Consider the following 12,405-nt stretch of genomic DNA (forward strand, 5'->3'; position numbering starts at 1 on the left):
CTCAATTCCGGGAGTCGGGATTCAGCTATCATTCTGAGGGTCAACTTTTCAGGAGGCGTTGTGGGCAGAATCAGTGTGCCGAAAGCCGCGGCGGGCCTAGTAGCGGGCTTCGCGGCATTTGGCGTGGCGGGCTTTGCGGTGGCGCAGGGCGGTCTGACGGCGAACCTGGCGCTGTCGGGCACGTTCTTTAACGTCAACATGCGGCACTTGGAGGGCGAGGGCTTTTCCCTCTTCATCGATAGCGACAAGAAGGGCGAGGAGGAGGTTCCCACCGCGCGCCTCAAGCTGGAGCACGCCGTGGCCTCGGACTTGTGCCTTTATGTCACAACAGATCTGCCCGCGGTGGGGGAGTCCACGCTCGCGCTCAAGGCCAAGGGCGATAACAGCGTGGAGGCCACCGACCTCCTCGTCGGTGCCTCAGATATCGAAGGATCGCTGGTCATGCAGGACGCCAACGTGGGTATTGACGCCCGCCAGCTTTCCGACGCCGCCGACCCCGGCACCTGGGGCCTCTACTCCAAGCAGGTTTCGCTGACCGCCGACGACGTCCGCGCCACCTCCATCGGCGCGAAGACCCTGTCCGCGCAGAACGTGGGCGTATCCGTGGAGCGGGGCCGTGGCCATGCCTGCTGATGACGCTAGTGGCGCTCCAGGAACGAGCGCCGTGGAACCTGATTCAATCGATGCCGATCAATCTGGCTCTGTAGCACCCGAACCGTCAGCGTGGAGGCGCTTTAAAGCCTGGCGCCGCGAGCGGCCTTTCATCCCGGGGCTGCTGCTCATCCTTTCGGGCATCATCATTGCCATGCCCGCCTACTTCACGGTCCAGATTTCGGACCTGCTCGTCATGATTTCCACCGTGTCGGGCGTATCCACGCTGCTCATCGGCGCGCTTCTCGTCATGTTTGGCCTCGGCGCGTGGTTTCGCCCCGCCACCGCGACGTATCTTGGCGTGCTGGGCATCATCGTGGCGGTCATTGCCCTGCCGGCGTCTAATTTGGGAGGCTTCCTCGTTGGCTCGCTGCTCGGCATTGTTGGCGGCGCACTCACCTTGGCTTGGGAACCGAGCGATGTTTAAGCACCGCCCGAACACCCCGCGCCGCGCGCCCCGCCCTTCGCGCTCACGGAGCACAGTGATCGCGGCCGTTGTGGCCCTCGCGGTGAGCGCGAAGGGCGGGGTGGAGGTCGTGAGCGCGCAGGTTGCCCCCGACCAGCCTTATTTCTCCACGGTGACCGCGAAGGAGGTGGCGTTGCGGGGTAACGTGGGCGCCACCATCAGCACGACACCGACCGGCGACGGCGAGGTGCGCGTCCTGGAACTCACCGGGGACCGCCTAGACGCGCGGGATCTCGCCATCACGCTGCCCGGCAACGCCGGTGATGGACTACTCACCACCGGTGGTGCGCAGACCACGGTGGAGGGGTCCGTACGCATCGTCGCGACGTCTCTGACCGCTACGCCCACCATTGAAGGCGCGCGTACCGTGCCGGTCACCGTGGATCTGACCGGGGATATCAATCACGTCCTCGACCAGCTCGGCATTCCTCAGCCACACCCCGTCCCGGACGCCGCGCTTCCCGACGCCCTCATGGACCGCCTCTCCCTCACCAACGTCACCCTCGAACTGGCGAACCTCACCGGGGATAGTTTCTCCGCGCCGGTGATTGCGGTGAGCGTGGACTAGCGCGCGGTGCGGGAGCACCGCGCGGGGGTTAGGGTTCGCGGAACTGGGACTGGTGGAGGCGCCGGTAGGCGCCGTGGGCGTCGAGAAGCTCGGCGTGGGTACCTTGTTCGACGATGCGGCCTTCTTCCATGACGATGATGACGTCGGCGTCGCGAATCGTGGACAGGCGGTGCGCGATGATAAAGGACGTGCGGCCCTGGCGCAGGGCGTTCATGGCCTGCTGGACGTGCATCTCGGTGCGGGTATCGACAGACGAGGTGGCCTCGTCGAGGATGAGCAACGCCGGCTGGGCCAGGAAGGCGCGCGCGATGGTGATGAGCTGGCGCTCGCCGGCGGAAATTGCACCGCCATCCTGGTCGATCTTCGTGTCATAGCCCTCGGGGAGGGAATGGACGAAGCGGTCGACGTAGGTGGCCTTCGCCGCGGCGATGACCTCCTCGTCGGTGGCATCGAGGCGGCCGTAGCGGATGTTGTCCATGATCGTGCCTTCAAAGACCATGGCGTCCTGGAGCACCATGCCCACTTGGGAACGCAGCTCGTGGCGGGAAATCTCCGCGGTGTCGATGCCATCGAGGCGGATGGTGCCCGAATCAATGTCGTAGAAGCGCATGATGAGGTTAACCAGTGTGGTTTTGCCAGCACCCGTGGGGCCCACGATGGCCGCCGTCTGGCCGGGCTCCACGCGCAGGGAAAGGTCCTGGATGAGCGGGGAGTCGGGATCATAGGAGAAATCGACGTCCTCGAACTCGACGAGGCCCTTCGCGCGGCCGCCGAGGCGGGAGGTGGGTTCTTCGAGGGGCTCCTCCTCGGCGTCGAGGAACTCGAAGACGCGCTCAGCCGACGCCACGCCCGACTGCACCTGCTGCATCATGCCACCGAGCTGGCCCAGCGGCTGGTTGAACTCACGCGAGTACTGAATAAAGGCCTGCGCCCCGCCCAGCGTGAGGGAGCCGGAGGCCACCTTGAGCGCGCCGAGCACCGCGATGACCACGTAGGACAGGTAGGAAATGAACTGCATGATCGGCATCATCATGCCCGCCAGGAACTGCGCCAGCGACGCGGAGCGGAACAGCTCCTCGTTGCGCTTGTCAAAGTCTTCCGTCATGGCATCGATGCGGCCGAAGACGGTGGCGAGGTCGTGGCCGGAGAACGCCTCTTCGATCTGGCCGTTGAGGTCACCGGTCGCTTTCCACTGCGCCTTGAACTGCTTCTGCGCGCGAGAACCAATGACCGCAATCACGACGGCGGTCAGCGGCAGCGCGAGCAGCGCCACGAGGGCCAGCTGCCAGGACACGGAGAACATCATGACCGTAATGCCCACGACCATGAGCAGGTTGTAAAACAGCTGCGAGATGGCCTGTTGGAGGGCGGACTGGATATTGTCGGCGTCGTTCGTTGTGCGCGAGAGCAGGTCACCGCGCGATTGCGTATCGAAGTAATTGAGCGGCAAGCGGTTGAGCTTGGCTTCGATGCTCTCGCGTAGGTCGAAGACCACCTTCATCACCAGCGAGTTGAGCATAAAGCCCTGCCACCATTGGAACAGGGAGGACACCAGATACATCGCGATGACAATCAGGATGATGGTGCCGAGCTTGGAGAAATCAATGCCGAAGCCAGGGTTTAAGTCCATGGCGGAGGCCATGTCGGCAAACTTGTCTTGCCCGCCCGCGCGGAGCGCCTCGATGGCCTGGTCCTTGGTGATTCCGGCTGGCATGTGGCGCGAAATAACGCCGGAGAAAATCACGTCGGTGGCCATACCCATGACCTTCGGCGCGGCCACAGCCAGCAGCACGCACACGATATTCATGGCGGCAATCGCGAAAAGCTGCACCTTGAACGGCGCAAGCAGCCCAAAGAGGCGCTTGGCGGAAGGCCAGAAGTTCTTGGCCTTGCGCGGAGCGTTCTCGCCGGTCTTCTGCTCAAACTCAGCGTCTTCGCTCAACGTAGCGTTGTCTTGCTCAGTCATTTATGCCACCTCCGCGGTCTTTTGGGATTCCACAATCTCGCGGTAGGTTTCGGAGCTGTCAAGCAGTTCCTCGTGCGTGCCGCGCGCGACGATGCGCCCAGCATCCATGACGAGAATCTGGTCGGCATCCACAATCGAGCTCACGCGCTGCGCCACGATAATCGTCGTCGCCTCGGCGGTGTATTCGCGCATGGCGTCGCGCACCGCGGCGTCGGTGACGACATCGAGTGCGGAGAAGGAATCATCAAACAAGTACACCAAAGGCCGCGCGACGAGCATGCGAGCAATGGACAAGCGCTGGCGCTGACCACCCGATACATTCGTGCCGCCTTGCGCGATGTGCATGTCAAGGTCCTCGACAAAGTCTGCTTGTGCGGTGCGCAGCGCGGCCCACAGCTCCTCATCGCTCGCCTCGGGGGCGCCGAGGCGCAGGTTGGAGGCCACGCTGCCGCTAAACAGGTACGGTTTCTGCGGCACCAGGCCCACACGCTTGACGACGTCCCCCCGCTTCATCTCGGCGACATCCGTCCCGTCGAGAAGCACGTGGCCCTCGGTGGGCAGGTAGAGGCGCGGGATGAGGGAAAGTGCGGTGGTTTTGCCGGAACCGGTTGCGCCGATGAGGGCAGTGGTGGTGCCGGGGGTGGCGGTGAAGGAGACGTCGCGAAGCACAGGCTCCTCGGCGCCGGCGTACTGGAAGGTGACGTTGCGCAGCTCGACGACGCCTTCGGAACGGGCCGGGGTGACGGGGTTGGTGGGTTCCTCGATGGAGGGGGCGTGGTCGAGAACGTCGGTGATGCGGCGGGCGCAGATGATGGCGCGCGGGAGCATCATGGCCATGAAGGTGCCCATCATGACGGCGGCGAGGATTTGGAGCAGGTACTGGAGGAAGGCGGTGAGCGAGCCGACCTCGACGAGGCCCTCGTCCACGCGGTGGCCGCCGAACCACAGGACCGCACCGGTGGCGACGTTGAGGATGACCGTGATGATGGGGAACATGAGGATGAACAGCTGGCCCACCTTGAGCGAGAGGTTTGTAAGGTCGCGGTTGGCCTCGCGGAAACGTTCGGACTCGTGCTCCTCGCGGGTAAAGGCGCGGACGACGCGGATGCCGGCGATTTGCTCACGCAGGGTGCCGTTCATGGTATCGAGCTTGTCTTGCCAGGCGCGGAAGAGTGGCATGAGGCGCACGATGATTGCCGAGAGCGCGGCGAGCAGCACGACGACGGACACGATGACGAGCCAGGACATTCCGGCGTCTTCGCGGATGGCCATGATGATGCCGCCGATGGACATGATGGGGGCGGTGACCATGAAGTTGAGGATCATCATGTAGATCATCTGGATTTGCTGGACGTCGTTGGTGCCGCGCGTGATGAGGGTAGCTGTGCCGAAGTGGCTCATGTCTTCGGCGGAGTAGCGGGTCACGCGGCGGAAGATGTCGGAGCGCAGGTCGCGGCCTAGGCCCATCGAGGTGCGGGAGCCGAACCAGATTGCGGCGATGGCGGCGGTGACCTGGACGAAGGCCACGCCCAGCATGATGCCGCCGGTGCGCCAGATGAAGTCGATGTCGACCTTGGCGACGCCTTCGTCGATGATGCGGGCGTTGAGCGACGGCAGGTAGAGCGTCGCCGCGGTGGATAGTGCTTGGAGGAGCAGGACCGCGATGACGTAGCCGGTATAGGGCTTGGAGCGGGATAAAAGGATGCGAACGAGTTCCATGTGCCAGCGTTTCATACGTGTTGGCGGCCGCGCGGTTTCTGCGCTGGGCCGCTGAAGGGCATTGACCGCGCAATTTTATCCGTAATGTCTGCGCGAGCGCTAGCTCGCGCGTCTAGCCCGCGCGCTCGCGCATGGGCGGAGGCCGCGTGGTGATGAGGACTTTGCGCGAGCGATGAGCTCGCGCGTTAGAAGCAGACCGGGGCGCGCTGAGCTCGGGCCGCGACGGTAGCCCAATCCTCAATGTCGGCAGTGGGGCGGCATAGGCCCTCCCACGTCGTGATGGCGACACCACGCGCCATGAGCTCCAGCAAAACCAGATGGCGGTCGCCAGACGCGGAGAGCTGGTTGAGGTCCGTGTGGCTAATATCGGCGTCGGGGCCAGAGCCCACGCGCACGTTGCCGATGAGCCGCAGCCTAGGCGTTGTTCCCTTCGGGCACGGAGCAGGAGCAGATTCAGCACCGGAAAGCCCAGCGAAGCGGCGCAGCAATCCGAAGGGCGCGGGGCGCTCGCAGAAGAGGTCCACACACAAACCGGCCGCAATGAGCCGTTCCGCGGTGGAGAGCGCCGCCGGGCTATCGCCGACGATGGCAACACGCTGCATGAGAACCCCTATCAATTCGGAACAAATAGACTATCTAGTCTGTAAATCTAGTCCGCTCGGTTCATTCTGGCTAATTTTTATTCTTCCTAGTACCCAAGCTCACAGCCCCCGCGCCCCACTGTGGGGCTGCGCACACGCCCGCCTCCCTTTAATGTGAGGTGTCATGACCGAACCGACCAACCTGCTGGACCGCGGCGACTACCGCGACCCCAGCATCAGCCCCGAGGGCACGCGAGACACGGCACCTCTCGACCCCTCAGTGGCACAGCGCAACCAAGAACTCGTCGACGCCTGGGCCGACAAGCTTTACGACGCCTCCGCCGAGACCATCACCGAATGGGCCGCCGAGCACGCGCCGGGCCGGCTGGCAGTGACGATGTCTATGGAAAACACCGTCCTCGCAGAGCTGGCCCACCAAGCAAAGCTCGACGCTGACCTGCTCTTCATCGATACTGGGTGGCACTTTGAGGAGACGTTGGGGGTGGCGGGGGACGTCGCCAAGCGCTATGCGGACCTGCCCTTGGTGAGGGTTCTGCCGATTCTGAGCCCCGAGGAGCAGGACGAGATTTACGGTCCGCGCCTGTATGCGCGCGATGTGGCGGCGTATAACCGCATGCGCAAGGTGGAGCCGCTCAACATGGCTATGGACCCGTATGTCGGGTGGGTCACCGGCCTGCGCCGCGCCGATTCCGAGCACCGCGCCACCGCCCCGGCGCTGAGTCTGGACCGCACGGGGCGGCTGAAGATTTCCCCGATTATTACGTGGGACCTCGATGACACCGACGCCTACATCAAGGAACACGACCTCATCATCCACCCCCTCACCCTCCAGGGGTACCGCTCTATCGGCTGCGCGCCGTTGACCTTCCCGGTAGGCGAGGGCGAGGATGCGCGCTCCGGGCGCGTTTTCGCTGACGGCAAGACAGAATGCGGGTTGCACGACTAATGACTCTTTCACCACACCTTAAAGACTTAGAGAACGAATCCCTTCACATCCTGCGCGAAGTCGCCGGGCAATTCGACAAGGTAGGCCTGCTCTTTTCCGGCGGCAAGGACTCCGTCGTCGTCTTCGAGCTTGCTCGCCGCGCCTTTGCCCCCGCCACCGTGCCGTTTGAGCTCATCCACGTGGATACTGGCCACAACTTCCCGGAGGTCATCGAATTCCGCGACCGCCTCGTTGAGGAATCCAGCGCGCGCCTGCACGTGGCGTTGGTCCAAGACTGGATTGACCGCGGCGAGTTGCAGGAGCGCCCCGACGGCACCCGCAACCCGCTGCAGTCGGTGCCGCTCGTGGAGACCATCGCCAACCGCGGCTACGACGCCGTCCTTGGCGGTGCGCGCCGTGACGAGGAACGCGCCCGCGCCAAGGAGCGCATCTTCTCCATCCGCGATTCCTTCGGCGGCTGGGACCCGCGTCGCCAGCGCCCCGAGCTGTGGGACCTCTACAACGGCGGCAAGATGGCCGGCGAAAACGTGCGCGTGTTCCCCATTTCTAACTGGACCGAGTCCGATATTTGGGAATACATCGGCGCCCGCAACCTGGAGCTGCCGTCCATCTACTACTCCCACCAGCGCGAGGTGTTCAAGCGCAACGGCATGTGGCTGACCCCGGGCGAATGGGGCGGGCCCCGCGAGGACGAGTCGCTGGAGACCCGGACTGTGCGCTACCGCACCGTAGGTGACATGTCCTGCACCGGCGCGGTGGATTCCACGGCTTCCACGACGGATGAGATCCTCGCCGAGATTTCTGTGTCTACCCTCTCCGAGCGGGGTGCTACCCGCGCCGACGACAAACTCTCCGAGTCCGCCATGGAGGACCGCAAGAAGGAAGGTTACTTCTGATGACTCTCGCGCCCAATGTTAGCGCGCTCAAGCAGCGCGACACCCTGCGTCTGTGCACCGCCGGCTCCGTCGATGACGGCAAGTCCACCTTCGTCGGACGCCTGCTCTATGACACCAAGTCCGTGCTCGCGGACCAAGTGGAGTCCATGGAACGTTCCTCCGCCGACCGCGGTTTTGACGGCATGGATCTGTCGCTGCTTGTCGACGGCCTCCGCGCCGAGCGCGAGCAAGGCATCACCATCGACGTGGCCTACCGCTACTTCGCCACCGATAAGCGCACCTTCATCCTCGCCGATACCCCGGGACATGTGCAGTACACGCGCAATACGGTCACCGGCATGTCGACGTCCCAGGTGGTGGTGCTGCTCATCGACGCCCGCCATGGCGTCGTCGAGCAAACCCGCCGCCACCTCAACGTCGCAGCGCTCTTGGGCGTGCGCCACGTGGTGCTGGGCGTGAACAAGATTGATTTGGTGGACTATGACGAGGCCACCTTCCGCTCCATTGAGTATGAGTTCTCCGAACTCGCCGCTCGCCTGGGCCTTAGCGACTCTGTGGCTATCCCGATTTCCGCGCTTAAGGGCGACAACGTCGTGGAGCGCTCCACGAATATGGACTGGTACTCCGGGCCAACCGTCCTGGATGTTTTGGAGACCGTCCCCGTGGCAACCGGGCGCGCCGATGATCTAGACTTCCGGTTCCCGATTCAGTATGTCATCCGTGAGCATGCTTCCGATTACCGCGGCTATGCCGGCCGCGTGAAGGCTGGCCACGTGGCGGTGGGGGATACCGTGACAACACCGGGCGGGCGTTCCACCACCGTAACGGGTATCGATACCGCTGATGGCCCCCTCGCTGAAGGCAAGCAGGCCACGGCTGGGGATTCTGTCGTGCTGTTGTTGGCTGACGACATCGATCTTGCCCGCGGTGATCTCCTCGCCGGCTCGCAGCGTCCCGAGGCGGTCCGCGAGTTTGCCGCGACTGCGGTCGTGCTCACCGACAAGGACCTCACACCAGGCCAAATGCTCAAGCTGCGCTACGGCACCGACCTGGTCAAGGCCCGTATCGCATCGGTGGATCGCATCCTCGACCTCGACGGTGTGGCCGACGACGAGTCGCCGGAGAAGGCCTCGCTCAACGACATCGCCTACGTCACCATCCAGACCCAGACGGAGCTGCCGGTGGAGGACTATGCCGCGCGTGGCGCGGTGGGCAACTTCTTGCTCATCGATGCCTCCAGCGGCAACACGCTGGCCGCAGGGTTTGTGGGCCAGCGGCTACGTTAAAGGTTGCGTTGCGGCGGCCGAACCGCCGCGCTTAGCTTCCCGGCGGGACGTCGCCGCTCATGATGACCTTCTGCTGGGCGTCGTCCCAGCGGAAGCCGGCCTCCGTAGTTCCGGTGTGTTCCGCATTGGCTTCGCCCTCGCGCGGCCAGTGGTAGGTCACAGCAATCTCAGTGCCGCTGACTTGCTCGACGGTGGGGAAGAAACCGTAGGGCTCGGCGGTCGCGGTGCCCAGGTAGTCGCCCTTGTGGAAGAGCATGATGTGGTAAGGCGAAGAGGCCGTTCCGCGCTCGATGGTGATGATTTGCCAGCTCAGCTCCGCACAAGGATCGAACTGTGAGAAATCCACCAGCGTCCAGTTGTTGTCCTGCCACGGAGGAATCGTGCCGGTTCCTGATTCATAGGCCGCGTGGGCGTCGATAGACTCGCAGGATTCTGCGTCCTCTTCTTCTGCCGGGGATTCAGCAGGAAGCGTCGGCGAGACGCCCGCGGCCGGTGCTTCGGGGTCATCAGTGCTCTCCGTGTTATCCGGAGCGTTGTCCGTCGTGCTGTTTCGGACGGTGTCGAACGCTGGCGAATTATCCTGCGCCGCGTCGCCGGAGCAGGAGGCGAGCGGGAGGCAGAGAAGGGCAGCGCCCAAAAGTGCACAGCTACGCCTCAACATTGATGTTCCTTCCTCGCATTGTGCGCCTCCTGTGGGGCGCACGACTGGCTCTATCTTATCTAGGCCTTCGGGGGAACATCGCCGTTCATGATGACCTTCTGCTGGGCGGCGTCCCAACGGAAGCCGGCATGGGTCTGGCCCGTCGGCGCCGCATTGGCGTCGCCTTCCTGCGGCCAGTGGTAGGTCACGGAAATCTCGTTACCGTTGACCTGCTCGATGCTGGGGAAGAAGCCATAGGGCTCAGCGGTCGCGGTGCCGAGGTACTGGCCTTTGTGGAAGAGCATGATGTGGTGCGGCGAGGAAGCGGTGCCGCCCTCGATGGAAATGGTCTGCCAGCTCAGATCCGCGCACGGGTCGAAGTGGGAGCTATCGACAACCTTCCAGTTGTGGCCATTCCACTGCGGAACCTGCGCGATGTTGGCGTTGACAGCCGCTTGGGCGTTTCCTACCCCGCAGACTTCGGCGACGGGGCTGGCTTGGACTTCTTCGGGGCTGCTGCAGGCGATGAGGGGGAGGCAGAGTAGTGCTGCTCCGGCGAAAGCTCGTGGTGTGAACATGGTGTTCTCCTTTCTGAGGTCTCGGTGTGTTTCCAGACCCTACAAGCGGCCGTGGACCCCAGACCAGAGCCGCGGAGAACATTCCTCGGGTCACCGGGTAGTCTCGCAGGCATGGAGAATGTCTTGTTTGTTGCCGCCGTTGACGCTGAAGCTTCCCACGTCCCGGACGGCGCGCCGTTGCTCATCACGGGGATCGGCACGGTGCCCGCCGCGATTGAGCTGACGAACGCGCTGGCCTCGGCTGAGGTGCTGCCGGAGCGCGTCATCAACATTGGTACTGCGGGCGCGCTTGTCGACGATTTCTCAGGCGTATTCGAGATCTCCCACGTAAGAAAGCACGACTTCCATTTGGACGTGCTCAGCGATGTTTCCCGCTATCTCCTTCCGGAGGTTATCGAGCTCGAGACCTCCGGCAAGCTGCCCACCGCCTCGCTGGCGACGGGTGATTCCTTTATCTCCGATACCCCAACCCGCACGCGCCTTGCCCAGGATTCCGAGCTGTGCGACATGGAGGGCTATGCCATCGCGGCGGTGTGCCGGAAGTTCGGCGTGCCGTGCACCTTGCTCAAGCAGGTCTCGGATACCGCCAACGAGGAGTCCTATGGCACGTGGGCGTCTGTGCTGGACCGCGCAGCGGAGGAGCTGGCCGAGGCTTTCGGCACGGTCACCGCAGACTAGGCCCTACATATGGAAAGTGCCCTAGTTGCCAAAACCATTGCTCCCGCCGCGGGTGGCGGGGGAGAAGTTTGGCAACTAGGGCAGTTGCACGGCCGAGAAAGCTCGAGCCATGCGCCGGTTGTGTGGCTAGCGGGCGCCGCTGGCCTCCAGGTGCTCGTAGAGTTTCATGACGGTGTCGTGGCCCTCGGTGGTGGAGATCTTGATGTTCTTCGCCTCGATCTCGCCGGCGCGAAGGCTGGCCATCTCCTGGTGGTAACGGAAGACCACGGCGATGGTGGCGGCGACCGGCACAGCCAGGAAGGCGCCGATGATGCCCGCCAGGGCGGAGCCGACCGTGACGGAGAGCAGCACCATGGCAGCATGCAGGCCCATGGCCTTGGACTGGAGCATCGGCTGGAGGACGTTGCCCTCTACCTGCTGGACCACGATGATGAGCAGCAGGGCGAGAAGGGCTTTGGTGAGGCCGTCGGAAACCAGTGCGATGATGACGGCCAAGGCGCCGGCGGTCACCGCGCCGATGACGGGGATGAAGCTGGCGAAGAAGGTAACCATGCCAATAACCAGGGCAAGCGGGACCTGCAGGGCCCAGAGGCCGAGGCCGATGAGGAGGCCGTCGACAGCCGCCACGGCCGCCTGGGCCTGGATGAAGCCGGACAGGGTATTCCACACGCGGGTCAGTAGCTCAGTGGCGTGCCAGCCGGCGGAGTAGCCGGTGTAGGTGCGCAGCCACGGCAGGAACTTATCGCCGTCCTTGAGAATGAAGAAGGACACGAACAGCATGATGGCCAAGGCCATGACAATGGAGCTGGCCATGGAGACACCGGAAATGACGCCGGTCGCGATCTGGGAGGCTTGGCCCTTGACGAACGCCATGACGTCATCAAGCACTTCCTGCACCTTCGCCGGATCAATCTCGATGGGAAGGTCCTTGGCCATAACGACGAGCTTGTTCAGGCCGTCCTCTGCCTGGTTGACCAGGGCTGCTCCCTGCGAGGAGACAACCGGCGCCATCGCGGCGAAGACACCGCCGATAATGGCCAAGAAGCCGAGCAGGGTGGTGATGGCAGCAAGGGCGCGGGGGAATTTCTTAGCCCGCAGCCAAGCGGTCACCGGGAAAAGGACCGTGCAGACCAGGATGGCCAGGATGACGGGCAGAAGGCCTACCCAGATGAATTTCAGCAGGTAGCCGGCCAGGCCCACACCTGCGACCACGATGATGAAGATCAGGCAGATCTTCGCCAGGGAAATGGCATCGCGGCCGAGGACACGGGACTTGTCGTCGGTTTCTGAGGGGTGAAGGGTGGCTTCTTCATTGATAGGCTTCGCCACCGCGTCGGGGGCTTCAGCGTGCTGGGCGTCCGAAGCGGTGGCATCACCGGTGTTTTGACTCATGCGCTACATCTTCTCAT

Annotated in this window: 13 protein-coding genes; 7 read left to right on the top strand and 6 right to left on the bottom strand. The window is 63.8% G+C overall.

All coding sequences use genetic code 11. The annotated features are described in order from the left end of the window. Positions 1–60 precede the first annotated feature (60 nt). Genes I6J72_RS12640 through I6J72_RS12650 form a run of 3 tightly spaced genes read left to right on the top strand, consistent with a single transcriptional unit; the run spans position 61 to position 1,685 of the window. Positions 61–633, top strand: coding sequence for a DUF6230 family protein (locus I6J72_RS12640; protein ID WP_204099439.1), 573 nt, complete (start codon positions 61–63; stop codon positions 631–633). A 31-nt stretch (positions 634–664) separates the two neighbouring features. Beyond that, positions 665–1,078, top strand: a complete 414-nt coding sequence (locus tag I6J72_RS12645) for a DUF6114 domain-containing protein (RefSeq protein WP_239107378.1) — start codon at positions 665–667, stop codon at positions 1,076–1,078. Continuing rightward, positions 1,071–1,685, top strand: coding sequence for a hypothetical protein (locus tag I6J72_RS12650; RefSeq protein ID WP_204099440.1), 615 nt, complete (start codon positions 1,071–1,073; stop codon positions 1,683–1,685). Before I6J72_RS12645 ends, I6J72_RS12650 begins: the two co-directional genes overlap by 8 nt. A gap of 28 nt (positions 1,686–1,713) precedes the next feature. On the opposite strand, the gene I6J72_RS12655 is transcribed toward I6J72_RS12650, so the two are convergent. The 3 genes from I6J72_RS12655 to I6J72_RS12665 form a co-directional block, all read right to left on the bottom strand. Next, complete coding sequence (locus I6J72_RS12655) at positions 1,714–3,651, bottom strand: ABC transporter ATP-binding protein (protein WP_239107387.1); 1,938 nt, start codon at positions 3,649–3,651, stop codon at positions 1,714–1,716. Further along, positions 3,652–5,370 carry an ABC transporter ATP-binding protein gene (locus tag I6J72_RS12660; protein WP_204099441.1) on the bottom strand — a complete coding sequence of 573 codons (1,719 nt, stop codon included), beginning with the start codon at positions 5,368–5,370 and terminating at the stop codon, positions 3,652–3,654. Between the two features lie 185 nt (positions 5,371–5,555). Beyond that, positions 5,556–5,972: a methylenetetrahydrofolate--tRNA-(uracil-5-)-methyltransferase gene (locus I6J72_RS12665; RefSeq protein ID WP_204099442.1), complete on the bottom strand. Its 417-nt coding sequence runs from the start codon at positions 5,970–5,972 to the stop codon at positions 5,556–5,558. Between the two features lie 163 nt (positions 5,973–6,135). Here I6J72_RS12665 and I6J72_RS12670 point away from each other — a divergent pair, with 163 nt between their 5' ends. Genes I6J72_RS12670 through I6J72_RS12680 form a run of 3 tightly spaced genes read left to right on the top strand, consistent with a single transcriptional unit; the run spans position 6,136 to position 9,100 of the window. Beyond that, complete coding sequence (locus I6J72_RS12670; protein WP_204099443.1) at positions 6,136–6,918, top strand: phosphoadenylyl-sulfate reductase; 783 nt, start codon at positions 6,136–6,138, stop codon at positions 6,916–6,918. Next, positions 6,918–7,814 (top strand): sulfate adenylyltransferase subunit CysD, encoded by an 897-nt coding sequence (gene cysD / locus I6J72_RS12675; protein ID WP_204099444.1) that lies wholly within the window; start codon positions 6,918–6,920, stop codon positions 7,812–7,814. Before I6J72_RS12670 ends, cysD begins: the two co-directional genes overlap by 1 nt. Further along, positions 7,814–9,100, top strand: a complete 1,287-nt coding sequence (locus I6J72_RS12680) for a sulfate adenylyltransferase subunit 1 (protein ID WP_204099445.1) — start codon at positions 7,814–7,816, stop codon at positions 9,098–9,100. The genes cysD and I6J72_RS12680 overlap by 1 nt, the downstream gene beginning before the upstream one ends. Before the next feature lie 31 nt (positions 9,101–9,131). Here I6J72_RS12680 and I6J72_RS12685 read toward each other — a convergent pair whose 3' ends face one another. Together I6J72_RS12685 and I6J72_RS12690 are read right to left on the bottom strand one after the other, a co-directional pair. Then, entirely contained in the window at positions 9,132–9,761 is a 630-nt protein-coding gene (locus I6J72_RS12685) for an LppP/LprE family lipoprotein (RefSeq protein ID WP_204099446.1), read from the bottom strand. A gap of 59 nt (positions 9,762–9,820) precedes the next feature. Then, on the bottom strand, positions 9,821–10,318 hold the full coding sequence (locus tag I6J72_RS12690; protein WP_070685822.1) for an LppP/LprE family lipoprotein: 498 nt from the start codon (positions 10,316–10,318) through the stop codon (positions 9,821–9,823). A 111-nt stretch (positions 10,319–10,429) separates the two neighbouring features. Here I6J72_RS12690 and I6J72_RS12695 point away from each other — a divergent pair, with 111 nt between their 5' ends. Then, entirely contained in the window at positions 10,430–10,996 is a 567-nt protein-coding gene (locus I6J72_RS12695; protein WP_204099447.1) for a nucleosidase, read from the top strand. A 126-nt stretch (positions 10,997–11,122) separates the two neighbouring features. Here I6J72_RS12695 and I6J72_RS12700 read toward each other — a convergent pair whose 3' ends face one another. Further along, positions 11,123–12,388 (bottom strand): AI-2E family transporter, encoded by a 1,266-nt coding sequence (locus I6J72_RS12700; protein WP_239107389.1) that lies wholly within the window; start codon positions 12,386–12,388, stop codon positions 11,123–11,125. Positions 12,389–12,405 lie beyond the last annotated feature (17 nt).

Source organism: Corynebacterium sp. FDAARGOS 1242, assembly GCF_016889985.1.
Classification (GTDB): domain Bacteria; phylum Actinomycetota; class Actinomycetes; order Mycobacteriales; family Mycobacteriaceae; genus Corynebacterium; species Corynebacterium minutissimum_B.

Excerpts from the sequence above, each read along its gene's own strand:
- I6J72_RS12650 (WP_204099440.1), top strand. The coding sequence starts at position 1,071 with ATGTTTAAGCACCGCCCGAACACCCCGCGCCGCGCGCCCCGCCCTTCG.
- I6J72_RS12655 (WP_239107387.1), bottom strand. The coding sequence starts at position 3,651 with ATGACTGAGCAAGACAACGCTACGTTGAGCGAAGACGCTGAGTTTGAG.
- I6J72_RS12660 (WP_204099441.1), bottom strand. The coding sequence starts at position 5,370 with ATGGAACTCGTTCGCATCCTTTTATCCCGCTCCAAGCCCTATACCGGC.
- I6J72_RS12665 (WP_204099442.1), bottom strand. The coding sequence starts at position 5,972 with ATGCAGCGTGTTGCCATCGTCGGCGATAGCCCGGCGGCGCTCTCCACC.
- I6J72_RS12670 (WP_204099443.1), top strand. The coding sequence starts at position 6,136 with ATGACCGAACCGACCAACCTGCTGGACCGCGGCGACTACCGCGACCCC.
- cysD (WP_204099444.1), top strand. The coding sequence starts at position 6,918 with ATGACTCTTTCACCACACCTTAAAGACTTAGAGAACGAATCCCTTCAC.
- I6J72_RS12680 (WP_204099445.1), top strand. The coding sequence starts at position 7,814 with ATGACTCTCGCGCCCAATGTTAGCGCGCTCAAGCAGCGCGACACCCTG.
- I6J72_RS12685 (WP_204099446.1), bottom strand. The coding sequence starts at position 9,761 with ATGTTGAGGCGTAGCTGTGCACTTTTGGGCGCTGCCCTTCTCTGCCTC.
- I6J72_RS12690 (WP_070685822.1), bottom strand. The coding sequence starts at position 10,318 with ATGTTCACACCACGAGCTTTCGCCGGAGCAGCACTACTCTGCCTCCCC.
- I6J72_RS12695 (WP_204099447.1), top strand. The coding sequence starts at position 10,430 with ATGGAGAATGTCTTGTTTGTTGCCGCCGTTGACGCTGAAGCTTCCCAC.
- I6J72_RS12700 (WP_239107389.1), bottom strand. The coding sequence starts at position 12,388 with ATGAGTCAAAACACCGGTGATGCCACCGCTTCGGACGCCCAGCACGCT.